The organism is Paraburkholderia sp. BL9I2N2 (assembly GCF_004339745.1).
Taxonomy (GTDB): Bacteria; Pseudomonadota; Gammaproteobacteria; order Burkholderiales; family Burkholderiaceae; genus Paraburkholderia.
The window spans coordinates 634,812-659,046 of record NZ_SMGP01000003.1 but is presented as its reverse complement, the minus strand read 5'-3'; the positions used below and the strand labels follow the sequence as shown (position 1 = coordinate 659,046).

The window sequence follows — 24,235 nt, the reverse complement described above, 5'->3', positions numbered from 1 at the left end:
TTAAGTGGGCGGCGGGACTCGTTAGGGCTTCACAAACCGATAGGCGAAGCGATCGGTCTCACCCTTGATCGAGGGGTCGAACACCTTGCTCGAGTGCGGATCGTCCTTGTTGGCGAGAACGGTGCTTTCCGCGTCCAGTACGAAGCCTGCCGCTTCCACCTCCTCGCGCACGGACGCAGGGTCAATCCGATGCAGCGACTCGGCGTTGCTCATGCCCAACCCGGCGGCGGTGGCGTGATCGACGATGACATAGTACCCACCGGACTTCAGTCGCTCGTAGACGGCTCGGTTGAACTCCGCCGCCGTCGCGCCTTTGGCCTGCATAAGCGCAGTGTGGAGGTCGTGGTAGAACAGGTGCAGCCACAGGACATCAGCCGGTCGAGTGGCCTGCGGCATCGCCACGAGGTCCGCCGAAACGACCTCGACGTTCTCTCGGCCCGGCTCCTTCGCAAGCGTCCGCATGAGGCCGACCGGATCGTTCTTGAAGTGGGCGACTTCGGCCGGCACGAAGCTGTAGACCCGTCCTTCGGGTCCCACGACGTCTGAAAAGAGACGGGTCCAGTCGCCGTCGCCCGGGTAAACGTCGATGACGGTGGCGCCCGCATCGACGCGTGAGAAACGGATCAACTCCGCTAGCTTGGCTTGGTCGTACATGGGATCTCCTTCACGGTAGAGAATTCGACCAGCGTATGACGTGCAAGGCAGCGGTCCACGGCTCATTCGCCATAGACCGCGAAGAATGCCGCCAGGGCCGGCACTGCGCAGGCGCGGACGCGTTCCTCTGAGCGGCCCGCGCCTGCGCCTGCGTGTCAATGTACTCCGGGATGTTCGTGATCTTGCCGTCCAGGACGGCAGTGGCATATGTCGTGTCGCTACCAATGGAAACGGCGTGCCCGTAAGTCCAGCCACAGGACCGCGTCGGGTCAGCCCTGCGCCATGCCCCCATCGACGGGAAGATCGATACCGGTGATGTAAGAACTTTCATCGGAGGCGAGGAACGTGACTGCTGCAGCGATTTCCTCGGGCATGCCCCTGCGGCCCATTGGGATCTGCGTGGTGAACTGTGCGACTGCTTGCTCGGCCTGTTCAGCGGTAAGGCCCGTCGTGGTCGCCAAGGCGGGGGTGTCGATTGCTCCGGGGCTCATACAATTCACACGGATCTTGCGGTCTTTCAATTCCAAGGCCCAGCCGCGCGCGAAGTTGCGCACAGCCGCCTTACTCGCGGCGTAAGCAGTAAATCCTGGAAGCCCGAGCACGTTCGAGACCGAAGAGTTCAGGATAATCGAACCGCCGTCTTTGAAGAGGGGAAGGGCTTTCTGCACCGTAAAGAACATTCCCTTCACATTCACGTCGAAGGTCTGGTCAAAATGGGCCTCACTAGCTACCGCGAGCGGTGCGATTGTCCCTGCGCCCGCGTTCGCGAAGAGAATGTCGATGTGACCATGTTTCTCTTTCACGACAGCAAAGAGGCGGTCCAGATCTTCCAGGCGCGACACATCGCCCACGACCGTCGTAACGTTTTTCTTTATGAACGTGGCGGCCTCTTTCAGCTCTTTCTCTCGGCGCCCAGTGATTACGACATGTGCACCTTCATCCACGAAGCGCTTGGCTGTGGCCAAGCCAATCCCACTGCTTCCGCCCGTGACGACTGCAATCTTGCCTTCTAAGTTTTTCATGATCTTTAATCCTTCGTAATTGAAAAGCGGGGTCCCGCGACTGGCGGAGCCGAAGTCCCGCAACGGGACGACGACCCAAGCTCCCCGCTAGAAGCGCGAGGGCTTGCAGATCGGCCCGCTGGCCGAACACGAATGGTAGGAGCGCACCGGCCTCCTGAGAAGACGGCATATTGAGATGCAATCCATCTCTTCCGTAGATGGACGCCACTTACGGGCCCGATGAACTTCATGCGCTGACTTTGACGGCGGCTCTGCGGACGAGACCGCAACGAACTGCAGGTGATCTCCCTCGCGTTGTCGACGGCAAGGATATCCAGCGCAGTCTCGATCTCTGGCATCGGCGCGGATACGTGCGCTGGCAGATGAAAGATCTGGGTCCGTGTGTCGGCTCGGCCCGCGCGATGACGACCGCCCCGTCCTACAGGCGATTTCCACGAGGCGCTCCCTGCAGGGCAACCACGGGCGCCGGGCCGCCCGGCGAATTTGCTTAGAACTCGTCGACCTAAGGCTGGCTTAGATGCGTTCGCGTGAGGGGCCTCAGGGTCGGCGTCTGACTGGACCGTCCCTCGGCGAAATGCGCCGCTGGCCCGATCGGCGACTATCGAGAACCACGGCAGTGCGGCTCACTCCGTCGGTCGAGCTGGACTGCCAGTCCTGTGTTGAGGGAGTTGATGACGACGCGAAGCAATGGCTCGGATACCATGCGGCACGCGTGAGCTTCGGAGCCTTGTGGCGCGCGCAACGCCACACGGCGTCCAATTCATTGCGCCCGTGACGTCCAGTTGGCTCGGTGCGCCGTATTCCAGCAAATGCCTGCGTCGGGCCAGATACCGAACGCGGCAGCAGACCCGGTTTGATTCGATGTGGGAAGAGGCTCGGGGCGCCTGCCTATCGTGGTCAGAGATCGGAGGCTGGCAGGTCATTGACGCGCTAGTCCCTGCGAACCACGACGTGCGCCGCCGCTGTTAGGACTCAGCGGTGGGCTGCCGTGGTGCTGGCTCAATCAAAGCATCGACGGTCAGTTTGTGGCTCGCTGGGAAAACGCCCATCCGTAGGTCTATGCCGCGACGCCTGCCGCCGCAATCGCGGGACTGCGGCGCTGCGCGACGATATGCCCGCACATCGCGGGTATCGCGCTCCCCTACCCGCCTCCTGCGCCGGTGGGTGGACCCAGCCCGATATCCACGATCGTCGCAGCTGATTATCGGCTGCGTGAAAGCGCGCCGCGGTTTCTGGAACGAGGCGGGGACGATCACATCGACGGACAGGCCGTACCGGGCGGTAGTAACAAATTTAGTTGAGAAGTAATAACAAAATCAGTTGTGCGAGCGACTTCATCGAAAAACGGCAGGGATGTCCAGAACCGAAGGGGTGGATAGCCCCAACTAACGGGGCCCTTCGTTTCAGACAATTTCACAATGACCAAACGAAAGCAATTTAACGCTTCTTTCTAGAACATATCTCACTGAGCAAAGCTGTGTTCCCGATTACAGTGAACTTTTATTTTGTCTAGGCCATTCTGAAATGTCGCAGTGGCAGCCAAATAGAAATGTCGTATCCGGGGTTGGGTTTGACGTCAGGTCTGCCCCTGTCTTTAACGGTTTGAATCTCACACAGCGTTGAAGGACAGCGTGTAAACGGGCAGGGCGTGTCAGTCCGTTCAGGCAGATCCTGCAGACCGACGGCCAGGTTTGCGTGTTTGCTTCGGCTGCCTGCGTTGTGACAATTCCGTGATCACATCGTTGATGTCATCCTGTGTGAATTCACGCTGCTCCTTCGTGCCCTGCACGCGTTCCGTTGCCCGGTCCTGCAGCGTCAGGTGCGCGCGCTCGACGCGGCCCTTGGCTGAGCTGCTGTTCGCACAGAACGAGCCGGTTGTCCCTGATTTGTGCGCGCAGGGGAGCCGGAGATGCGCCGGTTGTCGCGTTGCGCCTGGATCGCCTGCGCGACCTGCAGCACGTGACTCAGGCGCTTGTGTTCAACACAGCTCGAACATCGCCCGGCCGAAATGCGTCACGCTGCTTCCCGTTTCATGGGCTTTGCCACTGCGAAACACGCTCGCCTTGTCGCTGTAGTACGCGCCAGGCTTGCCGTGGCATTCGATGTACGCACGCGTCGCCTCAAAGTAACTGAACGTCGATTCACTCGCCGTGAAGTGCAGATGCGTCAGCCGGCTGGTCGCATCGTCGACGTACACCAGCAGTGTGCAGGCCGGCGCCCGTTCCTCGAACCAGTGGTGATCGCTGCCATCGATCTGCACCCATTCGCCCTGACACGACCGGCGGCTTCTCGGCTGGTAGACCTTTGGCGGACGCTGCGAACTAAACTAGAAGCCACATCCCAGGCATTTCCGTTGAGGAGCAAAGCGTCGAGGCGAGGCTAGCCGACCACCATCGTAATCTAGGAGTGTCCGACCGTCCGCATCACAAAGAGGCGTTCATCCCACACCACGGGTTGCGGCTCGGTCACAACAATCCGCGTCGCGTCGGGGTGTGCGGGATTGACCAGCACGTTGAACTCTGCACGGACGACGACGGAAGGTACCATCAGGAGCGCGGTACGCGACTCGGTCAGCCAGGCGTCGCCGAACTCCCTTGCCGCCTGCAGTGCTGGCGCATCCCATCCCCCTGGCAACGATTCGGCCGACTGGAGTTCGACGCGAATATCGTCGGGAACCGCTGCTTCAACCCATCCGTGTGTCTTCGGTACCTTGCCGATGCGCGCATGAACAAGAACCTCGAGCATCGCACCGGCGAAGGTCGACGCGGCGTAGATGACCGGTCGCCCCGGGCTATTGAAGCGGCCGCCCACCAGCATCGCGCCGGTGCCGCTCCAGACCGTATGTCGAGTGTCGGCGATTCGAAACAACTTCACGCCGGCAACCCATAAAACAGTTTCCAGAGCAGCTCTTCGACCCGGCGCGCGCCGAGCTCGGTCAGTGCAACATCGAGTGGCGCCCGCCCCTCGAGCTCCGGGTGCGGCGTCGACAGGAATTCCCGCGCGTCCTCTTCGTCGTTCCAGACGTAGGCCGTCGTCGCGACGATCCTGGCCAGCCGCTCAGTCTTTTCCGATTCGTCTGGCGTCAGCCGATCACGACGCCGCTTATAGGTCGCTTCGGGGATGATGCGGGCACGTAGCGCACGCCGGGCGTCAGCGCCCTGCGTCGCATGTTCGACGCCCGCGCGCAGCGCGGACTTGGGCAGTCCGTCGCGGACAAGTGCTTCGAGTTCCGCGAGCGTGTGCGGGACCTGCCGCAGTTCCATGACTGCGGCCACTGCCTCAGGCGTAATCAGTGACATGCGACTCCCGACTAAAGTATCAGTTGATACCCAATCATAGCGCAGTTGATACTGTCCGCAAACCCATCTTCAACTAGCAGGCGCCAGCGGGGAGACTGCCGAGACGGCTTCCTCGACATCGTCCGTGCCTGCGAGCATGGCGGCCCCTTATGGCGTACAGAAATCTTTCATACACGAAATGCTCAAGCAATTAAGCATCCGCTCGCGACGGGATGTCGCACCGGATATACGGATAAACCATTTATAGTGCAATGCACAAGCCCGTGTGATCGATAGATGCAACCTGATGGTTGTGTTATACTGCACTGCACAAAATTCGTCCAATCGGCAAGCGCGATCCGACGATCGCGTCCGGCGTTGCCGGGTTGGCGGACCGGGATGCCGCTGAAGTTGAGTCGACACGCCTGTCAGCTACGTCCAGTTTCTGTCTACATCATCAAAATGAGGTCCCTGTGAAATACCTTACCCGCATCGCCGCGTCTGGAGCACTCCTGGTCGTCGCTCTCGGTATCGTCACCTTCGCCCAGATCAAGTTCGCGCCGCAGTCCGCAGACAGCAACCCGGTCGCACGGATCGTTCTGAACGTCGAATCGCAACTGAACGGTTGAGCGACTCCACCGCCGTATGTAGCTCGCGCCCCGCAGGCAAAGAAAAACCCGCCAGGCTCCGAAGAGAACTGGCGGGTTTGAGCTACTGATTTCGGATTCACATACCCAGGCGATGGTAACGGAGTTGACGCCTGCTCAGGCTCCTCCAGCGACCAGCCAGCCTCCATGTCCACGGCATCCAACACCTTGGCAGGTCACCAGTCGTCAATTCGAGACGCTTCATCGTGGCCTCGTGAGACAGGCAATCTTTCCCCTTCGACGTTTCGATTATCAGAAACTTGAAGAGCGTGTCGCCACACTGATCCAGCGCAAGCCAGCCCTCCCCGCCCTGCGCAAATTGTCACCGCGCAACCTGAAGGCATGGGCGAATCCAGAATTTGTGCAGCAACGTCCTGCACAAATCGAAGCCTCTCCGGCCTGGTAAACATAGGATTACGATTAAACGTCGATCAATTATGTAATGTAAAGTCGGACGGACAAAATGCGGCCCTGTTTTTCTCTCCGTCGGTTCAAGTAATTTTGTTCCTGTTTTGCAAGCGAATGTTTCTAACCCGCACGACGAGAATCCATTGCTAGCTTTCTGTTGCGCCGTGCTGGTCGGTAGCCACTCAACAGTGGGGAATTCGTTCGATCCGTGAAAAATCTGGCGGTAGCGGCGCAAGAAAACCGCTTGTAGCAAGGGTCTGCGGCCTCACAGGCTTTTGCAACTTGACGGATTTTTAACTCATTGATGTGAATATGATTTTTCGTACAAACCGCCAGAAAATGCACGGAAAGTACGAATAGCCCTTCTCCGGCGGCATCGTCGATAGAATCAGCGATATGGGCGGCCTTTAAAGCGCGTAGGCAGGTATTGTATGAAGGTCGCGATGGTCGGCATCGGCCTCGAGTTGAAGCGTGACCTGAGACCTGTCGGCCTTGCGCTCGAGATACGACACGACGTCCTGCGTGACATCAACGCTGCTTACCGCTCCAAAATTGAAGTTTTGCGACTCGTTGACTTCGGCGAGATGCAGCAGTTGTCCAACCTGACGGGTCATTAGATCGATCTCGCGAAACAGAAGTTCCTTATCGTCGATCCAGCGCTGGCAAGCGTGAAACGCTTTTTCGCCAAGCAAGCGCACGGCTGAATAAGGGGCGAACAGCACCCTGCTCACGCGTGAACGCGAGCAGCGCATGCTCGGTTTTTGTACCTCCAAGCGGACACAGGCGTTCCCCTCGAGCTTCGAACCGATACGGCAACGCGTTGTACTGAAGCAGCACCTGCTACGTGCCTTGCTCTATCGCGAACAACTCTTATCCAGGCTGTTGCGTGGCGCGAGTTCACCGAATGCACCCAGGTCCCGCCGACCGTTTTCAGAGCAAGGGTCTCACCCGCCGTTATCTTGACTCAAGGTCAGCAACGTCGCAGAGCCGTACGCGCGTATTCGTCTCAAACTAGTCGGCACTCAGCAGGTCGATGATTTCCTAGGGCAGTCTTCGCAATGTGACTAGAGAGGATCTTCTGGGCACCCATCACCTTTCGATTCCGGCACAGGGAAACGCAAAATCGCGCCAAATTAATTAATTGTACAACCATAAAGTTTTCGTGATCGATGCCGAAATAAAGGGTTCCCACCATTCTGTGCATGGAGCCGGCGTGACCATCTCAAAGCGTTTGATTCTCGTATTAGCCACCGCGCTCGCAGCATTGCTGTTCGTTGGAAGCCTCGGCCTTTGGCGGCTCCACGAGGCACAGCAACGCTTCGAGTATGTCCAGGCAAACATTCTTCCGAGCGTCAAAGAACTTGCCCGAATCAAATTCGAAGCCAGTGTTTTCGGCCGCCTCAACTTCCGATACCTCATGAGTCCCTCTAGCGAGAAGGCGACTGTCGCGCAGGCACTCGATGCCGTCAGCAATGGCATCGATCAGCGCATGGCAATCTACGAGCGCAATAACTCCTCGAACGATACCGATCGCCAATTACTCGCGACCGACAAGTCAGATATGGTCATATATCGACAAGCAATTGCCGCTTTCCAGGCGAAAGCGGTCTCAGGTGACATTGATGGCGCGAAAAGCATGCTGATCGACGGCGCAGTCCATGATGCCGCCACTAAGCTCTTCGAAGATCTGGAACGTCATATAGCCTACAACGATAAGCTCAGCCAGGATGTACGTGACGCGAATAACGCCGCCTACACAAAAGCATTCTGGATACTAGGTACCTGCATGATCGCAACGCTGGTCGTAAGTGGCCTTCTCGGCATGCAGCTTTATCGCTTGATCGCCTCAGGCCTCAGTAGCGTTCAGCGCAGCCTGCATCACGTCAGTCAATCCATGGATCTGACCCATCTGGCGAGCGTAGAACACATGGACGAGATCGGCCGTACCGCCACGGCCTTCAACGCTTTGCTGGCACGTGTGGCGGAGGTCATCGGCGAAGTCCGGCGTTCCGCCGGTACGGTTGGCGTGGCGTCCCGCCAGATCGCTGCGGGAAATACCGATCTTTCCCAGCGCACTGAAGAGCAGGCAGCATCATTAGAACAGACCGCATCCAGCATGGAAGAACTCACTGCTACGGTCCGTCAAAACGCGGACAACGCAAAGCAGGCGACCACACTCGCGGCTGTAGCATCGGAAACAGCGCACCGGGGCGGAGACGTTGTTGGACGTCTAGTCGAAACAATGCATGGAATCTCAGATAGTTCTTCCAAGATGGCAGAGATCATTGCGGTCATCGAGGGCATCGCATTCCAGACCAATATCCTTGCGCTTAATGCCGCAGTTGAAGCAGCACGTGCCGGCGAACAAGGACGGGGCTTTGCAGTCGTGGCAGGCGAAGTTCGCACCTTGGCCCAACGTAGCGCTTCCGCTGCAAGAGAAATCAACAACCTGATCGGGGAATCGGTACAGCGGGTAGATGGCGGATCAAAGCTCGTTGAAGAAACCGGCCGCACAATCAGTGAAATTATCCGATCGGTCAAACGTGTGACTGACATCGTGAGTGAAATATCGTCGGCTTCCGAAGAACAACGCATGGAAATCGAGCAAGTCAATCAGGCAGTCAGTCAGATGGACCAAGTCACTCAGCAGAATGCGGCGCTAGTTGAGGAGGCTTCGGCAGCTGCCCAGTCGATGGCGGACCAAGCGCAAGGATTGCGCGAGGCGGTCGCGGTTTTCCAGATCGCCGAATGAACGGATAGCGCGGAACCTGTCCGCAATTTTGTATGCGAGGCGGTTTAAAAAGTTCTTATCGCGAGCGAGAGTGAAGCGCTCGCCAAACAGGATAGCAAACTCATTCATCGCAGATTTCCGTCGAATGCGGCCCGTACGGACTTGGCCAGTACATTGCGCAGCGCCGGCCAGAGCAGCTTGATGGCGGCCTCGTCGTTGGGGAAGTGGCCACGGGTCTTGATGATCTTGCGCAGTTGCAGGTTCAGACTCTCGATGGCATTGGTTGTGTCTACGACCCGACGGATCGCGGGCGCAAACACGAAGAACGGCGTGACGTGTTCCCACGCTCGCTGCCAGGATTGGACGATGGTCGGATACTTCGTTCCCCATGGCCCTTCGGCGAAGGACTGCAGCGCCTGCAGGGCGGCCTGTTCGCTCGCGGAGGCATAGATCGGACGCAGCGCCGCAGCGACGCCCTTGCGGTCCTTGTAGCTGGCGAACTCCAGACTGTTGCGAATCAGATGCACGATGCAGGTCTGTACGGTAGTGCGCGGGTAAGCCGCACCGATCGCCCCGGGCAGCCCCTTCAGGCCGTTGACCACGGCAATCAGGATGTCATGGCATCCGCGCGTCTTCAGTTCGTTGAACACCTTGAGCCAGAACTTCGCCCCCTCGGTCTGTTCGGTCCACAGGCCGAGCACGTCGTGCTGGCCATCGGCCTGGATGCTCAGGGCGAGATAGACGGCCTTGTTGCTCACCACGCCGTCGTCCCGGATCTTCACGCGCAGCGCGTCGAAGAACACCACCGGATACATCGCTTCGAGCGGGCGGCTTTGCCAGGCGAGCGTTTCGGCCATCACCTCATCGGTGACCGAGCTGATGAAATCGGGTGACAACCTCGGTGCCATAGCTTTCCGCCAGAAACGCCTGGATCTCACGCACGCTCATACCCCGGGTGTACATCGCGATGATGCGTTCGTCGAAGCCCGTAAAACGGCGCTCGTGTTTGGGAATCAGGATCGGCTCGAAACTGCCCTCGCGATCGCGCGGCAGATCGACACTGAGCGGGCCGCGCTCGGTGATCACCGTCTTGCCGCTGGCGCCATTGCGTTCGTTGGTCTGCGCAGATGGTTTGGGCTGACCGGGCCGGTACCCGAGATGCATGTTCATCTCGGCACCCATCGCGCGCTCGATCAGTGCCTTGTTGAAAGCCAGCATCAGGTCCTGAACCTCGGCGGGCGTCAGTGGACCCTTCACCAGTTCATCGAGCAGACCTTCCGGCAGGGCAGGCAGCGGCCCTCGGGCCGCTGCCTGCGAGGCGACGGTACGTTTCTTCTTCACGATCGGCATATCTATGACTTTTATCCTTCATGATATGCCTCGCCCACGAAATTACGGATAGGTCCCCGCCATTGCCTCACGCAAATGACCTGAGATTCGGCAACTGCAGAAATTGACGGTAGTTTCACCGTCAGGCCAGTGGCCTCGTCGCTAATAGCCGAGTCAGCTCGTCTTCTCGACTAATCTGATCACCAGATAACGCATAACCAGAAATTGCCCCACCATCCTCCACGAATGCTGCGCATACACCAGCGTTGCTGTTGCTTTTTATCTGCCATCCACCGCTAATGCCAGCGGGCGGCAAGAGTACGCGAACAGGATGCGCTGGGGTTTTGACGTCGATTGGCATCGGAGGATACGACACCCGAGTAGCCGTCCCGGTTAGCGTCGCGGCCAACGCCCTCGCTCCATGTTGAATGGGCGCAAGAAAGGGAAGCACACTGCCGTCGATTTCCGCGCAGTCCCCAATCGCATAAACGTCAGGTGCCGACGTCTGCAGATAACTATCTACAACAATGCCCCGATTAGTTTCAAACGACGGCACGACACGGACGGCCTCCGGTTCAAGTCCGATCGCAGCGATTACTACGTCGCACGCGATGTGCAGGCCGTTATCTCCCGTTATCAGAAATTGGTGAGCGTCCGCATCTGCAGTATCGATGGAACGGATAGCCGCCCCCGGATGCCAGCGCACTCCCTCGGCGATCAATGCCTGTGTCACCGCATCTGCCGCCTCCGGAGGTAAAAATCGGTCGAGCATCCGCGCCGAGACATCGAGCAGGTCGACACTGTAGCCACCGGCCACCAAATCGTTCGCGAGTTCACTGCCGACCAGCCCGGCACCTATCACCGCAACACTCGACTTTCCGTCAAGCGCCGCACGTAATGCCCCATATTCGGCCAGAGTATTGACAGACAGCACCTGGCTGACTGCGCTTCCTCCGAATTTAGGCAGACGTGCCCGCGCTCCGACAGCGAGCACCAGCTTGCCATACCCAACTCGGCTGCCATCAGAAAGATGCACGCAGTGCTCGGCCGAGTCGATCCATTCAACACCGATATTCGACTTGATCTCGAGATTCAGCCGCTTCGCCATCTGCTCTTTCGGTGTGCCCGCCAGTTGCTCGAGGCACATTTTATCGGCGAACGCATTCGACAACATCGGCTTCGAATACTGGTTGCCATCCTCGCGACTCAGCATCAGCACGCCAATGGAGCGATCGCGGCGCCGTACCTCACGGGCAACTGTATAACCCGCGAACCCGGTGCCAACGATAACGATGGGATAGTCGGTATTGCTACTCATCGCATCACCATTTTAGACAGGTACTACGATGAGGGTATCCACGCGGCTAGAATCGAGTACGGTCAACTTCTTGCGAAACCGCAATCCTTCTGCTGTCTCGACAATCTCGTCGCGCCAAATGCCCGACAGGAACAGCATACTGTCGCCGCTTTCGAGAATTCGCACAACCGCGAATCCCATCCGCGCGTGGATCGTTCCGTCGTCCGCAGACTCCACATGAAGCGCACCGAGCAAATGCCGATACCGTTGCGGCTCAAAGATGTTCGCCTTGCGCATCGAGTTGATTCGGTCAATCAGCATACCCTTGCTGTTGCACTGAATAATGCCGATTGGCATCGAGGCGCGATACGCCTCTCGTGTCGTAATCTGGTAGAAACAAACGTCTTCGAAAAACTCAGGCCATTCGTCGTAGCGCTCTTCGTCGATACAGTCTGCGTAAGCATCGTACAGAGGCCTCACGCGATGATAAAGTTCGCTGGATTCCAACACGGTTGCGCTCCTTCATTAAGTAGATCTTTTGTGCGGGACGCGCGGCACCTATCGTGCGCGTCCCGTCGTGTTTTCTATGGCCTGATTACAGCTTCATGTACTTGCGGTATGCCTGCCAGAAACCACGCACCGATGCTTCGCTGACTCGCGACTCCTGACTCTCAACGGTCCGCCCACCCATTTCAAGCACCGTCTCACGGCCCTGGTTACCAACGATCGCACGCTGGACGAAGCTGCCAATCACTCCGTCTTCCATGGATACGAGACCTGCAGGCCCGACCAGGTTACTCAGCGCGACACGGATATCCGTCTCCTCCTGGGTATCTGATTCGTAACCAAACATGATCCACACCAGTTCGCACCCGTTGACTCCACGGGGGATCAACAGACGCAAAGCGAGCGAATTCTGGATTTGCTGGACGATGAGGTTCGGAAAAATACCTTGAATGGCATGCGTGATGCCGTCTTCAAATTCCGGCCAGCTCTTGAGGATCCGGTTATCGTGCAAAGCAAAATCATCTTTTTGCGCACGCAGACTGCCGTCCTCATAGTCCGTACCCGTGCCGGACTCCGTCGCCATTTTCGAGTAGCTGATGTGATGACCGCCGTCGCCATCCAGGATCAGGCCGCCCTGCATCGAAAGCCGGTTCAACTTGAAAGTCGTGAAGAAAGTGTGAAGCAGGCTTGCGTGATAGGAGTCCTTCACATTTTCCATGTACAACTTCCAGTTGTTGTGCATATGCTGCGAGAACGTCCCAAGGATCCGGATTTTCTTCGAAAAGATCCGACGGATATGCGCAGACATCTTAGGCCCGAGAAATGTCTCAAGCTTAGGTGCGTTTTCCTCGAATGACACAAACAGAAGGCCGCAGAACGATTCGACCCGCAGTTTCTGAAGATTGTGATCGCAGTTACGGAAATCCTCTGGCAAACCACCCTTGCCGCGAACACCCTTATGGAATGCAACTGTCTTCAGATTTCCTTCAAGATCGTACGACCAATTGTGGTAGACGCACGTGAACGCATCGCGATGGCCCGTTTTCTCGTAGCAGAGGGTCGAGCCTCGATGCGCGCAACGGTTCACGAATGCGCTGTAGGTATCCTCCGCGCTTCTCACGACGACGACGGGCGTGTCGCCAACGAAATTTGTCTTAAAATCGCCTACCTTAGGAACCTCCACGTCGACCCCGACGAAGTTCCAGATCGGCCCTTTAAACAGGGCTTCCTGTTCATCTTCGTAAAGTGCCGCATCGGTGTAGATATCGAACGGCACCCGGCTCACGCCCTCTTTCTGCCACTCGATCCGTTGGGCCTGCACATTTACATCGCTCATTCTCGCCTCCTTTAAATACGCCTAGCACCGGCTATCTTGTGCGACAGCCGTGCCGACGATATGCCCTTTCTCGTTTTCATCGACCGGCACCCATACCGACACTTATTTCGCCAGCGTCCTGGATGCAAACCCAGACTTCGTCTCCTCGCACATCCACCTCATAGGTCGCCAGGTCGACGGTCAGGGGTGAACAAAGCGCCTTCCCCGTCCGCACATCAAAACGCCCCTGGTGCAAAGGACACTCGATTTCTCCGTTTTCCTGATATCCATCGCTTAACAAAGCAAACTGATGCGTACAGATGTTTGACGTCGCATACACGACACCATCGACAAGGTAGATCGCAATTCGATGGGTTCCTACACTGCACGCGGCCGGATACTCCGACGTTAGATTGGACAGTCTTGCGACATTGAGCCAAGACACGCTGACCTCTCTCAAAGAAAGCCGCAAAGCGGCGAACGTTACGTGACGGCAGCGACTCATTTCCCCGCGCTACCACTTGTCATTATCGTATATCGCATTTTGTTGAGTCGCAAGCTGTTTTCCCACTTAGCGTAAGAAACCCCGTAAACTTGGCGGTCCAGAGGACGTTTCAGACGACGCGACCGATGATCACAGGTTAGCAAGCTGTATTTGTACGTTGTTATAAATATCGGAAAAGGCGTCACGATTGAGCGGGCTGCCGGAAGCCGCCCGATTGCGGGGTCGATGGTAGAGGAGATGGGCGGCGAGCGGGGCGATATCGCGCGAAGGAAGAAGTCCGTATAATTTCCGCGCCGGCCTGTGGCGGTATTCGATGGCCCCAGTGACCCTGGAAAATGGCGAGGATCAATTGCGACAAATGCCTATGAAAGCTCGGATGGGCCGCGCGCTCGCGCGCAGGGAGTCGATGCACGTTGCCATTCTCGAGCAGCTTCGACTCGATATCGTGGAGGGCCGCTGGCAGCCCGGCGAACGGCTGCCCGAACCCCTTCTGTGTGAGGAATTTGGCGTCTCGCGTACGCCGCTGCGCGATGCGTTCCGGATCCTCGAAACAGAGAGACTGGTAGAGCTGATACCCCATGTCGGCGCCGTCGTGACCGCGCCCGACGCCTCGGACATCAACGGTGCTTTTGAGGTGCTGGCACTGCTCGAGGCAGCCGCCGCCGAAACCGTCGCACGCCACCGCTCACCCGAGGTAGTTAGAAAGCTGCGCAAGGTCTGCGAGCTCATGCAGATTGCCCTGGAAAAAGGCAATCATCGCCGATACTTCGAACTCAACGACGATTTCCACGCCGCCATCGTCGAGGGCGCCAGCAATCCCGTCCTGCAGCAGACTCACGAGCACCTCATGTGGCACGTCTATCGTATCCGGCAGACGATCAACCGGCATCGACCGTTTAGCCGCGAGGCGGGAACCGGTGAAGAGCACCAGGACATCGTCCAGGCCATCATGGATGGAGAATCCGCCCGCGCCTTCGCACTCGTGCGCTCACACCTTCTGGGCGTGGGCGCCGCAACACTCAACGACGCCGGACTGGCTCAGCCGCTCGTCGCCGGCGAGCCCGCCTGATACCCACCCGCCCCGCATCAATCACTGCGCAGCGCCCGCCTGCAGGCCACCGACCACAAAACTCGTCAGCTCCTCGATCACCTCTAGGGGATCGGCCGGGTTGCAGATGTGCTTGACGGCATGTCGGTACTTCAAAAGCCTGCATCCCGTGACGGGCGCCACGCGCGCGTGACGGGATCAGATTGATCAGTCGATAGCATCGCCGTCCCTGAGGAAAATCTGCTTTCGGGAAGATCCGTGAAAGCTCGTCGGCGATCGACGGAAAGTCTCGCGACCACAGCAGATCTTCGCCGTCAAACTGCAAAAATGCCGTAACCAACAGGATGCGAGGGTTTACACCGACTACATATAATTTTATGGCCATATAATATTTTTAATACAACGACTCACCTATCCTTGTTGAATCGAGAGGGATCAGTGGATCGGACGTCGCCGACCGTATTGGATCGTATAACCCATCACGCGGCTGTATGTTCAGTAACCCGCGGGATGTGGCGATGGCTTGAACCACGGTCCCGAATCGCATTGGAGCAGTCATGGAACCCAGGAAAGTCAACATCCACGACGTGATCGATCGTGATCGCATCGGGCGAGCACAGTACGTCGCCCTCGGGCTCTGCGCCCTGCTTATGCTGTTCGATGGCTTCAACACGCAGACAATCAGCTACATCGTGCCCGTCCTCGCAAAGGAGTGGCATCTGCCGAAATCTATCCTCGGCACCATTTTTTCAGCCGCGTTTGTCGGGTTGCTGATGGGAAACTTCGGCATCTCGCCTCTTGCGAACCGGTTCGGCCCCAAAAAAATGACGGTTCTGTCGACTGCCATTTTTGGACTTTTCACAGTACTAACCGTTTTCGTTACGAACGCGCCGCAGCTAATAGTACTCAGACTCCTTACCGGCATCGGTTTGGGCGCAGCTGCACCCTGCGCTATCGGTCTCACGTCCGAATTCAGCCCTAAGAGGACGCGCGCAACGTTTGTTCTGCTAATTTACGTCGGGTACTCCCTCGGTTTTACGGTTGCTGGCTTCTGCTGCGGGGCGATGATCCCAAGTGTTGGCTGGACCGGTCCGTTATGGGTGGGTGGCCTCGGGCCCATTGCGCTTTCACTGGTGCTGATCCCTTTCTTGCCAGAGTCGCCTTCATATCTTGCTCGGCGCCGCTCGCACGACGATCTGTTGAAAACGGCACGGCGACTGTTTCCCAAATTCACTTTGCCGAACGACACCGTCCTCACTTCGAATGAGGACGACACCAGCGACACACACATCAAAGGTCTGTTTTCGCCACATCTGCGCATTGGTACATTTTTGCTGTGGGGTGTGTTCATTATCAACCTGGCGGAATTCTATTTTCTTCAAAGCTGGCTGCCGACGGTACTGCATTCACTGTCTTACTCCGCCGAACTCGTCGTCTGGGCAACCGCTGTCAGCACTATCGGCGGCATGGCAGCCGGCCTCGCGATGGGACCTCTGATGGACCGGATCGGCCCATACAGGATTTTGTCCGTGCTGTATTTGTTCGGTGGCATTTCAATGCTGGCAATTTCGGTCGCGCTTGGCGCGGCGCACTGGCTACTGGTGTTCACCGTGTTTTGTTGCGGCTTCTGCGTCAGCGGTGGCCAGAAAGGCGTCGTTGCTCTTAGTTCCATCTTCTATCCGGCGGGACTACGCGCGACAGGCGTTGCATGGGCGTACGGTGTCGGCCGCCTCGGCGGAGCTGGAGGTACCTATCTAGCCGGCGTGCTATATGCCGCGAACTGGGCACCGGACGCAATCTTTCGCGTTGCCGCCGCGCCGGCAGTGATCGCGGCAATTTGTGTCGGATTCATGGGATTGCGTTACGGCAGTACAAAGTCACTACCTTCGTCTGTCGTAGCTCGAGACGCCTGACAATCCGTCGAGAGAGCTAAAAAACGGCCTGCCAATCACAATTTCCCGCGGCACTGGCCCCGTGTATCCATTTACACGCTACGAGCAGTCGTGGTTGGGACCGTAAAATAGATCTTTCAATACGGTCTTATATGATTAAGATTACTGATTATAAAGTCACTGTCTATTATCGGCTTGTGCATCGTGTCAGCAATGCACAGAGTTCGGTTACGCTGTATGGTAAGCGGTGCATCACGGCCGTGGTTGACACGTTGCTGCGTCAGGTTGACGCCGGACGCAGCGAAGCGGCGACACGCCACGGCAACAGCTCATCCACCCGATTGATCGGACGGTCTGCGATGTTGGTGAGGACGTGACGCGGATACGCCTCGGGATCCAAGCCACCGAGCTTGCAGATGCCGATGAGGGAATACATCGACGGGCAGCCGCGATGTACTCGCTGATCGGCACTTGCACATTGAATGACATCGATCCGCGTGCCTACCTGGACTATGTGCTAATTCACGTCGCTGAACACAAAATCAATCGTATCGACGAGCTCCTGCCTTGGCGTGTGGCCGACAAGCTGCACAAGCCAGCCAGTCCACCGAATCCCGGAACCTGACTGGGCAGGTCCTGATCACCATCATGCCTCACGCGGAAGCGAATGGACGAATGGCCCAGGCGAGCCGCTTACATTGAATGGAAGGTTGCCGGATTTGGAAATTTTCCCGGCGAAAAGGCCGAAACAGCCTTCGACCACAGTACGAAAGGTTGCACGTTCCTGGGAAAGTACGCTCTTGAACTAACCCGATCCTAGCCGCGAGGACCACATATGTTCAAATACGACCGATTGCGAATCTGTGCGGCACCCTCGATTTCCGCTCAATTCACAAACAAATTACAGCGCAAGCAGATTGAGCAAGAACCCTTTCCTATCAGCCTCTGCACGGAACAGGTCCAGACTGCTTCCGCCAGCGAACTTCTAAGTGTATACCCCAGACATGCATAATTTTACGTTCATATAATATTGCGGACGCAACATGCTTTTTTCGACACACACGAAGGTAGCCGGTCCAAACCCACTGCCAGCAAGATTGTCCGCGCGCAGTGGAGCTCGCATCACAACGGGACTCGTTGGCAAACGCGGCCTGGGCCGATACGCCTGATATTGCAAGGAAAACGACATGCAAGCACGGCAAGTGAATGTCTACGACCTCATCGATAGTCATCGAATCGGGAGAAGGGAGTACTTGATCGTAGGCTTCTGCGCGCTACTCATGCTGTTCGACGGCTTCGACACTCAGGTTATCAGCTTCATCGTGCCCGTCCTCGGCAAAGACTGGCGTGGATAAACCCACCTGACCCATCCCCCGCACATCACTTCGCAGCGGCTGCCTGCAGGCCGCCCACTACAAAACACGTCAGCTGTTCCAGCACCTCCACAGGATCAGACGGGTTGCAGATGTCCTTTGCAAGCACTTCGAGCCGGTGACTGTCCGAGAATGCATAGAGATATGCACCGATCATCAGCGTTACCCGCCAGTACAGATCTTTTTCTGGTAATCCGGGAAGCACCCTGCGTAATGCCTGGACATAAACACCGGTAGACTCGTTATATGCAAGGTTGCGAAGTTTGTAGGACACTTCCGGTGGCTCAGTGTGCAACCGTGCCTGCAGCCGGATAAACGCCCTTCCCGAGACAGTCGAACGCAGCGCCATGATGGGTTTCAGAAATGCGCGAACGATTTCCGCCAGCTCTACATCCTTTCCACGCGCCTCAATTTCTCTGAGCAACTGGACGCGGTCATCCGATATCTTCGTCGCTCGGCGGAGGAATACTTCTTCGAAGAGCTGCTGCTTGGTTCCGAAGTAGTAAGTGATCAAAGCTTGCGTCACGCCACACGACACGGCCACTTCACGTAACGTCGTACCTGCATATCCGTGATGGGAAAAATCCACCTCGGCTGCATCCAGAATGCTTTCCTTCTGATTTTCTGTGGCGCCGGCTGGTCGTCCAAGCGTCCCGCGGCGCTTTAAAGCGCCTTGACGGCCTTCTGATTGTTTTTTCATAACTATAAATTCTGGATTCCGTTGTCTTGATGCAGTTCGCTTGTGGACTGTCAGTCACTTAGGCGAAAACGCCTAATTATACGTCCGCACATTAAAATTAACGTAGTCAATGTCACGCAGACCATGGCCCCTCCGAGCTGCTTGCCGAATTCATCCGCGTCTTCAACTCGAGCTCAAACATCTCCGTCCACATCGTACAAAGGTGCAAAATCTCATGAAATTGGAAACTGGTATTTCATGAAAGCACGTTGCTGATCGCCGCTCCGCCGGCCGATAGCGACGTAAAGTCTTGAAAATTGGCCAAGTCCGCACGCACAAAAAAGCGACGATCAGACGGCTCCGTGCCTGCTGATTTTCAGCATTTACATACAAATACCTATTGTGCCAAATACGTTTTCTGGCTCTTCTTTACCGTGCCAGTGATGTTTGCATCGCAACTGGATGCGTTAATGGGAAAATTGACCGGAGCTGCTCAGTGGCAATCAAGATTTGCGGGCGATCGAAGCCGCTATCGCGCGAAGGATCATGTCCGTATAATTTCCGGCCCAGCCTGCGGCCATGTCCGATGTCCGAAGGCGCAGTGCCCCCAGAACATGGCGAGGATCAATTGCGAGAAATGCCTGTGAAAGCTCAGATGGGCCGTGCGCTCGCGCGCAGGGAATCGATGCACGTTGCCATTCTGGAACAGCTTCGACTGGATATAGTGGAGGGCCGCTGGCAGGCTGGCGAGCGTCTGCCCGAGCCGCTGCTATGCGAGGAATTCGGAGTTTCGCGTACGCCACTGCGCGATGCGTTCCGGATTCTGGAAACAGAGGGACTGGTGGAACTGATACCTCACGTCGGTGCCGTGGTGACGGAGCCCGACGCGTCAGACATCAACGGTGCATTTGAGGTGCTGTCCCTGCTCGAGGCTGCCGCCGCCGAAACCGTCGCACGAAACCGGCCACACGAGGTGCTGAGAAAGCTGCGCAAGGTCTGCGAGCTCATGCAAATTGCCTTGGAAAAAGGTAATCATCGAAGATACTTCGAACTTAACGACGATTTCCACTCGACTATTGTCGAGGGGGCTAGCAATCCCATCTTGCGACAGACTCACGAGCATCTGATGTGGCACGTCTATCGTATCCGGCACACGATCAATCGCCGCCGCCCTTTTAGTCGCGAGGCCGGAACCGGGGAAGAGCACCAGGAGATCATGCAGGCGATCCTTGAAGGAGACTCCGCGCGCGCCTTCGCACTCGCCCGCTCACACCTTCTAGGCGTTGGTGCCGCAACACTCAATGACGCCGGACTGACACAGTCTGAAGTCGTGGATGAACCCACCTGATCCATCCCCCATCACATCACTTCGCAGCGGCTGCCTGCAGGCCGCCCCCGCCCACTACAAAACACGTCCGCTGTTCCAGCACCTCCACAGGATCAGACGGATTGCAGATGTCCTTTGCAAGCACTTTAAAACTCTGACGGCCTGTCTACGTACAAGCACGCTCGCTCAACGACGCACCTACCTGTTTTGCGATCACGTGCCAGTCGCTCCCACAAGGCCGGCAACATGCACTCTGTCACCATCAATGGCATCTGTTGCTTGACGAAGACAGAGCGTCGCGCAAAGAGCGAGTACGGTAAGGGTCCAGCGATTCGCGCGGCAGCCAGATCGTAAAGCGGATGCCGCGCATTTATCCGCCGACTCGAAAGCTCCGACCGTATCACGCCCACGTTGCCGTAAAGCAGTTCCGCAAGTGGCCGTGTGCACAGCCGTCTCACCGCCTGCCACACGCCCAGGCTCGCATCCAGCGGCGTCACACTGTGAGCGGCGACATAAGGCACACCGTCCACGGCAAGCGCAATCTCGCGTATCCATGCGCGCTCGCGTGACACCAGTCCCAGTGCGTCTCGTTCATCCGGCCATGGCAATCCGACTGCCTCACGGGTGACATGCACGTCTACCCTTCCCAGAGCACGCAGATGGGCGGTCAATGAGCCGCCCATCGTCAACCAGGTCTTCTGAAGAGAGGTAAAGCCGGGTATCGGCGCAGCTCGCCAGGACCCGCTCGCAGGGTTATACGAGATAGACCTAGCGTGCACGACAGGGTCCGGGCTTTTGCGCCAGTTCACTGCTGATGTAAATCTGCATGTCTTGAATGTCAACAGACGCCTGCGTTTTCACGCCTCTTCAATGGCGGCGATCGCATCGGCGAGCGGCATGACGGCCGCATACTTCTGCTGCATGTCGAACAGGTTTGCCTCATGCGGTGCAATCGCGCGGTCTCCGACGCAGTCGGCAAGCACCAGTGGCCGGAATCCGTACGACATGGCGTCTACGACGCTCGCACGTACGCAGCCACTCGTCACTGCGCCTGCTACCAGTAGCGTCTGTACCGCGCGCTCGGTGAGCCACGGCGCGAGCTGGGTGCCAAAGAACGCCGAGGGGACTGTCTTGCGCACGACCAGTTCACCATTTTCGGGCGTAAGCTCCGGCACGATTGCACTGTTCGGGTTGTTCTCGGTCAACGACGCCATGCCCGGAACCTTCACCGAAAAAACATTGCTGTCGCTTCCATCACCGGCGTAGACGATACGGCTGTGGGCTACAGGCCAGCCGTTGCGGCGTGCGAGTGCCAGCGCATCGACTGTACGTGCGATTGCCGGCCCGATGTTACCGCCGCCAAACACCTCGGGATCGGCAAACCCAACCACGAAGTCGATGATTAAAAGTCCTACCTTGCCCTGAACGGGCAGCGGCGTTCCGAAGCCCTGTTTGTGGTACACGCCTGCTTCGGCATGATCTGAAATGTCGGTCATCGTAGTCCTTTTCAGTGTTAAGCCCGGTCTGCCACGCGACCATCGACAACAACCGCTTCATCGTCCAGCCTTACGGTGCAGTTACGCAGCGGAATATCGATGTGGCAGGTGGTGGTGCGACTTCCGCCACCTTCGTTGTTAGGTCCAAGCGAGAACAGGAAATTGCCTTCGAAGGCTCGCGCGTCCATGCCGATGGTTGCCTCCCGGTCATACAGACCGAGCGTGGACCAGCGCGCGCGAGGTTGCAGTCCCCAACCAATGTGGGAAATCGCGTAGCCTTCGGGATCCTCGAAGGTCTCCATGTAATCGCGCAGCAGCGCTGCGTCGACCCCCCCTTCGATCTTTGTCGCGTAGCCCTTCTCCACCGTCAGCACAATCGGCTCATCGACGTAGCGCTTCTGCGGCAGCAGGATGTCACCCCGGTCGATCACAATTTTGCCACTCGCTGTATGGTCGTTCGGGAACGTCAGTGCGAAACCGCTCGGCCAGTGGTCCCAGCGGCCCGGTTCGTCGACGAAACCGTATTCGGCGATAGCCGGGAACTCGCCAAGCGGACACACCAGGGAGGTACCTGCCGGGGAGGTGACGTACATCTCGCGCGCAGCGCCAATCTTCCCTGCAGCAGCGAGCACACGCTCCCGGTCGGCCTGTGTCGGCACCAGCCGCGCCAGCACTTCGGGCGGTTCGACAGCAAGCAGGATCTTCGTGCCGGACTTGAGGATGTCGTGCTGCTCAGGCGAGAAGAGCAGCGTCATCAGGTCGAGCACCAGGTCGCTCTCCTTCAGCGCGGCGATCGCCGCGCGGTTACCGGTCAGCGGCGTAGTGCCCAGATAAGAAAGCGAATCGCGGCTGAACGCCTTCTCACCATTGACTGGCGGCAGGTCGAGCCGGTTGACGACCGCACCCATCGACTGTGTGGCGATGAGCGCGCAAGCGAGCGTCTGCGGATGAGTGGAAGAACTGGTCAGGATCATGACGGTCTGCCCACGTTCAAGACGCGACAGCTTCAGCACTTCCTTCCAGGCTTCGACCATCTGATAGTCGCTGATGGGCATGAGCTACTCCTTTAGAGGTATAGCGGACCGGACTGTCTTATACGAGCGGTGCACCGAGGAAATCGCCAAATGCCGCATAGAAGCCTGCCGCATTGTCCCAAGGAATCATGTGGCCGGCGTCCGGCACGCGTACATGCAGCATCGACGGTGTCGCGTCCTGCAATTCAGCGACATCCTCATCGCGCACCACGTCGCCTCGCTCGGCAGTGATCAGCAGAGACGGCACATGCAGTCGTGCAGCGTCGGCATGGAAATCTTCGGTATGGAACTCTTTGTACGACTCGAGTACCGCGCGCTCGTCACAGGTGTGCAGCCATTCAGCCCGCAGTTGCAGATCGTGTTCGGTCCACGTCGGGCAGAAGGCACGCATTGCTTCAGCGTCCGTGCCCTCGCGCGCAAGCGCCATCGAGTCGACATACCAGGGCGTCTTGCCCGGATACTCACGACGCCCCGGCCCGGACACCGGAGGGTCCACCAGCACCACCGACGCAAGACCGGCTGGCTTGTGCATGGCCGCGCGGGCGGCAATGCGCGCGCCCATCGAGTGACCCACGAGAGCAAAGCGTTTCAGGCCCAGCGCGACCGCGAACGCGACCACGTCGTCGCCCTGCGCGGCCACACTGTAGTCCAGTGTCGGCGACGCCTCGGACAAGCCGCGACCCCGCACATCGATCACGTAGGTGTCGAACTTCCGGCCGAGCACCTCGCCGACAAATCCCCACGTGATGGCAGGACTCGTGATGCCTGGAATCAGGATGATTGCAGTACGTTCGCGGTGCGCGCCGTCCGGCCCGCCGTAGCGGAGATAGTGCTGACGGATGCCGTTCGCGGCGACGTTCGCGCCGTACAGAAAGGTGGTAGACATGGGGGGCTTCCGTACGAATGGTGGACTCAGTACGCGCCGGACAGCAGCGCACCCGCGCCCGGTACGATCGCTTCAAGACCGAGCTCATTCAGCATCGCGTACGTGGTCGCGATCGCCGCCGTGATGACAGGCTTCCCGGTCATCGCCTCGACCTTTGCGACAGCCGGTAGCGAGGGCATCTGCACGCATGCGGACAGCACGATCGCGTCGGCATCCTGATAGCGCAGCGTCTGTACGATCGCCGGCAGGTTGGCCGGATCGTGGCGGCCGACTTCCAGGTTGTCAGGGATTTCGAGCGCGCAGTAATCGAGTACCTCGTAGCCTTCGTTGCGGATATAGTCGACCACCAGATCGGTCAATGGCAACATGTATGGAGCGACGACAACGATACGCTTCGCGCCAATCACCTTCAGCGCGTCAATCAGGGCACCGGCGCTGGTCAGCACCGGTGCATGCGCGTCATTACTGGCGGTGTGCTTCGTGAGCCGCTCCTGCGATGCACGGTGATAGCCGTGCCCCATCGCCATGATCGCGACCAGACACGCATAACCCAACACGTCAACGCGCGCATCAGACAGCTCGAGCGCGCACCGGTCCGATTCCGCATCCATCGCGGCGAGTTCTTCCTTGACAACCTTCTTCATGCGCATCCGGCTCGAATGAAACGTGAAACGTTCCGGCCGGATGCTCTCCCGCAGTCGCAACATCGCGGGAATCTCGGTTTCCATCGTGGTATTCGAGCTCGGCACAATCTGGCCGATGCGATAGGTCTTGCTCATGTGTATTTCCCTCAAGCGTTGAATATGC

The 24,235-nt window shown here is 57.9% G+C and carries 21 protein-coding genes and 6 pseudogenes; 9 read left to right on the top strand and 18 right to left on the bottom strand.

The window, feature by feature from the left end; all coding sequences use genetic code 11:
* Positions 1-21: 21 nt before the first annotated feature.
* From B0G74_RS33765 to B0G74_RS33745, 5 genes and pseudogenes are all read right to left on the bottom strand, one after another.
* Complete coding sequence (locus B0G74_RS33765) at positions 22-654, bottom strand: class I SAM-dependent methyltransferase (RefSeq protein WP_132380470.1); 633 nt, start codon at positions 652-654, stop codon at positions 22-24.
* Between the two features lie 269 nt (positions 655-923).
* Complete coding sequence (locus tag B0G74_RS33760) at positions 924-1,676, bottom strand: glucose 1-dehydrogenase (RefSeq protein ID WP_132380468.1); 753 nt, start codon at positions 1,674-1,676, stop codon at positions 924-926.
* A 1,780-nt stretch (positions 1,677-3,456) separates the two neighbouring features.
* Positions 3,457-3,993, bottom strand: a pseudogene (locus B0G74_RS33755) (hypothetical protein); the annotation flags it as partial.
* Between the two features lie 83 nt (positions 3,994-4,076).
* Positions 4,077-4,550, bottom strand: a complete 474-nt coding sequence (locus B0G74_RS33750; RefSeq protein ID WP_132380466.1) for an RES domain-containing protein — start codon at positions 4,548-4,550, stop codon at positions 4,077-4,079.
* Positions 4,547-4,975 carry an antitoxin Xre/MbcA/ParS toxin-binding domain-containing protein gene (locus tag B0G74_RS33745; protein ID WP_132380464.1) on the bottom strand — a complete coding sequence of 143 codons (429 nt, stop codon included), beginning with the start codon at positions 4,973-4,975 and terminating at the stop codon, positions 4,547-4,549. Before B0G74_RS33745 ends, B0G74_RS33750 begins: the two co-directional genes overlap by 4 nt.
* A 452-nt stretch (positions 4,976-5,427) precedes the next feature.
* Between B0G74_RS33745 and B0G74_RS45955 the strand changes: the two genes are divergently transcribed.
* Both B0G74_RS45955 and B0G74_RS33740 read left to right on the top strand, forming a co-directional pair.
* Positions 5,428-5,583 (top strand): hypothetical protein, encoded by a 156-nt coding sequence (locus tag B0G74_RS45955; RefSeq protein WP_020071396.1) that lies wholly within the window; start codon positions 5,428-5,430, stop codon positions 5,581-5,583.
* 232 nt (positions 5,584-5,815) lie between these two features.
* Positions 5,816-6,007, top strand: a complete 192-nt coding sequence (locus B0G74_RS33740) for a hypothetical protein (protein ID WP_132380462.1) — start codon at positions 5,816-5,818, stop codon at positions 6,005-6,007.
* Positions 6,008-6,416: 409 nt separating this feature from the next.
* On the opposite strand, the gene B0G74_RS47705 is transcribed toward B0G74_RS33740, so the two are convergent.
* Positions 6,417-6,740, bottom strand: coding sequence for a hypothetical protein (locus tag B0G74_RS47705; protein ID WP_342960613.1), 324 nt, complete (start codon positions 6,738-6,740; stop codon positions 6,417-6,419).
* On the opposite strand from B0G74_RS47705, the pseudogene B0G74_RS47700 reads away from it, so the two are divergent.
* Both B0G74_RS47700 and B0G74_RS33730 read left to right on the top strand, forming a co-directional pair.
* Positions 6,739-6,929: pseudogene (locus B0G74_RS47700) on the top strand (IS6 family transposase); the annotation flags it as partial. The gene B0G74_RS47705 and the pseudogene B0G74_RS47700 overlap by 2 nt on opposite strands.
* A gap of 293 nt (positions 6,930-7,222) precedes the next feature.
* Positions 7,223-8,761: a methyl-accepting chemotaxis protein gene (locus B0G74_RS33730; protein WP_132380460.1), complete on the top strand. Its 1,539-nt coding sequence runs from the start codon at positions 7,223-7,225 to the stop codon at positions 8,759-8,761.
* 72 nt (positions 8,762-8,833) lie between these two features.
* Here B0G74_RS33730 and B0G74_RS33725 read toward each other — a convergent pair.
* From B0G74_RS33725 to B0G74_RS33705, 5 genes and pseudogenes are all read right to left on the bottom strand, one after another.
* Positions 8,834-10,090, bottom strand: a pseudogene (locus B0G74_RS33725) (IS256 family transposase); the annotation flags it as partial.
* Positions 10,091-10,211: 121 nt separating this feature from the next.
* Positions 10,212-11,387: an FAD-dependent oxidoreductase gene (locus B0G74_RS33720; RefSeq protein WP_132380458.1), complete on the bottom strand. Its 1,176-nt coding sequence runs from the start codon at positions 11,385-11,387 to the stop codon at positions 10,212-10,214.
* 12 nt (positions 11,388-11,399) lie between these two features.
* Entirely contained in the window at positions 11,400-11,876 is a 477-nt protein-coding gene (locus tag B0G74_RS33715) for a nuclear transport factor 2 family protein (RefSeq protein ID WP_132380456.1), read from the bottom strand.
* Positions 11,877-11,961: 85 nt separating this feature from the next.
* The gene (locus tag B0G74_RS33710) at positions 11,962-13,209 is read right to left on the bottom strand and encodes an SRPBCC family protein (RefSeq protein WP_132380454.1); all 1,248 of its coding nucleotides are present in this window, start codon (positions 13,207-13,209) and stop codon (positions 11,962-11,964) included.
* A 76-nt stretch (positions 13,210-13,285) separates the two neighbouring features.
* A complete protein-coding gene (locus B0G74_RS33705; RefSeq protein ID WP_132380452.1) occupies positions 13,286-13,693 on the bottom strand; it encodes a non-heme iron oxygenase ferredoxin subunit in 408 nt (135 codons plus the stop codon).
* Between the two features lie 313 nt (positions 13,694-14,006).
* Here B0G74_RS33705 and B0G74_RS33700 point away from each other — a divergent pair, with 313 nt between their 5' ends.
* On the top strand, positions 14,007-14,762 hold the full coding sequence (locus B0G74_RS33700) for a GntR family transcriptional regulator (protein WP_132380450.1): 756 nt from the start codon (positions 14,007-14,009) through the stop codon (positions 14,760-14,762).
* A 536-nt stretch (positions 14,763-15,298) separates the two neighbouring features.
* A complete protein-coding gene (locus tag B0G74_RS33695) occupies positions 15,299-16,654 on the top strand; it encodes an MFS transporter (protein WP_132380448.1) in 1,356 nt (451 codons plus the stop codon).
* A 259-nt stretch (positions 16,655-16,913) separates the two neighbouring features.
* Here B0G74_RS33695 and B0G74_RS33690 read toward each other — a convergent pair.
* Positions 16,914-17,069, bottom strand: a pseudogene (locus B0G74_RS33690) (transposase domain-containing protein); the annotation flags it as partial.
* A gap of 3 nt (positions 17,070-17,072) precedes the next feature.
* Here B0G74_RS33690 and B0G74_RS33685 point away from each other — a divergent pair.
* Positions 17,073-17,258 (top strand): annotated as a pseudogene (locus B0G74_RS33685) (transposase domain-containing protein); the annotation flags it as partial.
* A 562-nt stretch (positions 17,259-17,820) separates the two neighbouring features.
* Positions 17,821-17,988, top strand: coding sequence for a hypothetical protein (locus B0G74_RS33680; protein WP_243658441.1), 168 nt, complete (start codon positions 17,821-17,823; stop codon positions 17,986-17,988).
* A 25-nt stretch (positions 17,989-18,013) separates the two neighbouring features.
* On the opposite strand, the gene B0G74_RS33675 is transcribed toward B0G74_RS33680, so the two are convergent.
* Positions 18,014-18,706 (bottom strand): TetR/AcrR family transcriptional regulator, encoded by a 693-nt coding sequence (locus tag B0G74_RS33675; protein ID WP_132380446.1) that lies wholly within the window; start codon positions 18,704-18,706, stop codon positions 18,014-18,016.
* Between the two features lie 565 nt (positions 18,707-19,271).
* Here B0G74_RS33675 and B0G74_RS33670 point away from each other — a divergent pair.
* Positions 19,272-20,033 (top strand): GntR family transcriptional regulator, encoded by a 762-nt coding sequence (locus B0G74_RS33670; protein WP_132380444.1) that lies wholly within the window; start codon positions 19,272-19,274, stop codon positions 20,031-20,033.
* 197 nt (positions 20,034-20,230) lie between these two features.
* Here the strand turns inward: B0G74_RS33670 and B0G74_RS33665 are convergent.
* From B0G74_RS33665 to B0G74_RS33645, 5 genes and pseudogenes are all read right to left on the bottom strand, one after another.
* Positions 20,231-20,776 (bottom strand): annotated as a pseudogene (locus B0G74_RS33665) (chorismate lyase); the annotation flags it as partial.
* A 93-nt stretch (positions 20,777-20,869) separates the two neighbouring features.
* Positions 20,870-21,508 carry an isochorismatase family protein gene (locus B0G74_RS33660; protein WP_132380442.1) on the bottom strand — a complete coding sequence of 213 codons (639 nt, stop codon included), beginning with the start codon at positions 21,506-21,508 and terminating at the stop codon, positions 20,870-20,872.
* A gap of 17 nt (positions 21,509-21,525) precedes the next feature.
* On the bottom strand, positions 21,526-22,563 hold the full coding sequence (locus B0G74_RS33655) for a 2,5-dihydroxypyridine 5,6-dioxygenase (protein WP_132380440.1): 1,038 nt from the start codon (positions 22,561-22,563) through the stop codon (positions 21,526-21,528).
* Between the two features lie 37 nt (positions 22,564-22,600).
* Positions 22,601-23,428, bottom strand: coding sequence for an alpha/beta hydrolase (locus tag B0G74_RS33650; protein ID WP_132380438.1), 828 nt, complete (start codon positions 23,426-23,428; stop codon positions 22,601-22,603).
* A gap of 26 nt (positions 23,429-23,454) precedes the next feature.
* Positions 23,455-24,207: an Asp/Glu racemase gene (locus tag B0G74_RS33645; protein WP_132380436.1), complete on the bottom strand. Its 753-nt coding sequence runs from the start codon at positions 24,205-24,207 to the stop codon at positions 23,455-23,457.
* Positions 24,208-24,235: the final 28 nt, after the last annotated feature.

Bases quoted from the DNA above. Each gene is read 5' to 3' on its own strand.
- B0G74_RS33765 (WP_132380470.1), bottom strand. From the start codon at position 654: ATGTACGACCAAGCCAAGCTAGCGGAGTTGATCCGTTTCTCACGCGTC.
- B0G74_RS33760 (WP_132380468.1), bottom strand. From the start codon at position 1,676: ATGAAAAACTTAGAAGGCAAGATTGCAGTCGTCACGGGCGGAAGCAGT.
- B0G74_RS33745 (WP_132380464.1), bottom strand. From the start codon at position 4,975: ATGTCACTGATTACGCCTGAGGCAGTGGCCGCAGTCATGGAACTGCGG.
- B0G74_RS33720 (WP_132380458.1), bottom strand. From the start codon at position 11,387: ATGAGTAGCAATACCGACTATCCCATCGTTATCGTTGGCACCGGGTTC.
- B0G74_RS33710 (WP_132380454.1), bottom strand. From the start codon at position 13,209: ATGAGCGATGTAAATGTGCAGGCCCAACGGATCGAGTGGCAGAAAGAG.
- B0G74_RS33705 (WP_132380452.1), bottom strand. From the start codon at position 13,693: ATGAGTCGCTGCCGTCACGTAACGTTCGCCGCTTTGCGGCTTTCTTTG.
- B0G74_RS33700 (WP_132380450.1), top strand. From the start codon at position 14,007: ATGGCCCCAGTGACCCTGGAAAATGGCGAGGATCAATTGCGACAAATG.
- B0G74_RS33695 (WP_132380448.1), top strand. From the start codon at position 15,299: ATGGAACCCAGGAAAGTCAACATCCACGACGTGATCGATCGTGATCGC.
- B0G74_RS33680 (WP_243658441.1), top strand. From the start codon at position 17,821: ATGCAAGCACGGCAAGTGAATGTCTACGACCTCATCGATAGTCATCGA.
- B0G74_RS33675 (WP_132380446.1), bottom strand. From the start codon at position 18,706: ATGAAAAAACAATCAGAAGGCCGTCAAGGCGCTTTAAAGCGCCGCGGG.
- B0G74_RS33670 (WP_132380444.1), top strand. From the start codon at position 19,272: ATGTCCGAAGGCGCAGTGCCCCCAGAACATGGCGAGGATCAATTGCGA.
- B0G74_RS33660 (WP_132380442.1), bottom strand. From the start codon at position 21,508: ATGACCGACATTTCAGATCATGCCGAAGCAGGCGTGTACCACAAACAG.
- B0G74_RS33655 (WP_132380440.1), bottom strand. From the start codon at position 22,563: ATGCCCATCAGCGACTATCAGATGGTCGAAGCCTGGAAGGAAGTGCTG.
- B0G74_RS33650 (WP_132380438.1), bottom strand. From the start codon at position 23,428: ATGTCTACCACCTTTCTGTACGGCGCGAACGTCGCCGCGAACGGCATC.
- B0G74_RS33645 (WP_132380436.1), bottom strand. From the start codon at position 24,207: ATGAGCAAGACCTATCGCATCGGCCAGATTGTGCCGAGCTCGAATACC.